This is a genomic window from Pseudomonas sp. CFBP 13727, assembly GCF_014841915.1.
GTDB lineage: Bacteria > Pseudomonadota > Gammaproteobacteria > Pseudomonadales > Pseudomonadaceae > Aquipseudomonas > Aquipseudomonas baltica.
Genome location: NZ_JACYUT010000012.1, coordinates 1 through 1620 on the forward strand (window position 1 = coordinate 1; position 1620 = coordinate 1620).

At 53.2% G+C, this 1620-nt stretch carries 2 rRNA genes; both read right to left on the reverse strand.

Going from position 1 to position 1620, the window contains the following annotated elements:
• Window positions 1-75 (reverse strand): 5S ribosomal RNA (rrf, locus tag IFT76_RS20670); the annotation flags it as partial.
• 148 nt (window positions 76-223) lie between these two features.
• Window positions 224-1620, reverse strand: a 23S ribosomal RNA gene (locus IFT76_RS20675); the annotation flags it as partial.

The window sequence follows — 1620 nt, forward strand, 5'->3', positions numbered from 1 at the left end:
TACCATCGGCGATGCATCGTTTCACTCTGAGTTCGGGATGGGATCAGGTGGTTCCAATGCTCTATGGTCGTCAAGAAATTCTGGTAGCCAGGATGCCCTTGGGAGGCACTCCAGCGAATCGGGTATGTGATGTTTGTGGGTTGTCTTGCTGCGAACTTTCGGTTCGTGTCATCTCCACAGTCACCGCAATCTGGTCGTTCGACACAAATTGCTTGGGTGTTATATGGTCAAGCCTCACGGGCAATTAGTATGGGTTAGCTCAACGCCTCACAGCGCTTACACACCCCACCTATCAACGTCGTAGTCTTCGACGGCCCTTCAGGGAACTCAAGGTTCCAGTGAGATCTCATCTTGAGGCAAGTTTCCCGCTTAGATGCTTTCAGCGGTTATCTTTCCCGAACATAGCTACCCGGCAATGCCACTGGCGTGACAACCGGAACACCAGAGGTTCGTCCACTCCGGTCCTCTCGTACTAGGAGCAGCCCCTCTCAAATCTCAAACGTCCACGGCAGATAGGGACCGAACTGTCTCACGACGTTCTAAACCCAGCTCGCGTACCACTTTAAATGGCGAACAGCCATACCCTTGGGACCGGCTTCAGCCCCAGGATGTGATGAGCCGACATCGAGGTGCCAAACACCGCCGTCGATATGAACTCTTGGGCGGTATCAGCCTGTTATCCCCGGAGTACCTTTTATCCGTTGAGCGATGGCCCTTCCATACAGAACCACCGGATCACTAAGACCTACTTTCGTACCTGCTCGACGTGTCTGTCTCGCAGTCAAGCGCGCTTTTGCCTTTATACTCTACGACCGATTTCCGACCGGTCTGAGCGCACCTTCGTACTCCTCCGTTACTCTTTAGGAGGAGACCGCCCCAGTCAAACTACCCACCATACACTGTCCTCGATCCGGATAACGGACCTGAGTTAGAACCTCAAAGTTGCCAGGGTGGTATTTCAAGGTTGGCTCCACGCAGACTGGCGTCCACGCTTCAAAGCCTCCCACCTATCCTACACAAGCAAATTCAAAGTCCAGTGCAAAGCTATAGTAAAGGTTCACGGGGTCTTTCCGTCTAGCCGCGGATACACTGCATCTTCACAGCGATTTCAATTTCACTGAGTCTCGGGTGGAGACAGCGCCGCCATCGTTACGCCATTCGTGCAGGTCGGAACTTACCCGACAAGGAATTTCGCTACCTTAGGACCGTTATAGTTACGGCCGCCGTTTACCGGGGCTTCGATCAAGAGCTTCGCTTGCGCTAACCCCATCAATTAACCTTCCGGCACCGGGCAGGCGTCACACCCTATACGTCCACTTTCGTGTTTGCAGAGTGCTGTGTTTTTAATAAACAGTCGCAGCGGCCTGGTATCTTCGACCGGCATGAGCTTACGGAGCAAGTCCTTCACCCTCACCGGCGCACCTTCTCCCGAAGTTACGGTGCCATTTTGCCTAGTTCCTTCACCCGAGTTCTCTCAAGCGCCTTGGTATTCTCTACCCAACCACCTGTGTCGGTTTGGGGTACGGTTCCTGGTTACCTGAAGCTTAGAAGCTTTTCTTGGAAGCATGGCATCAACCACTTCGTCGTCTGAAAGACAACTCGTCATCAGCTCTCGGCCTT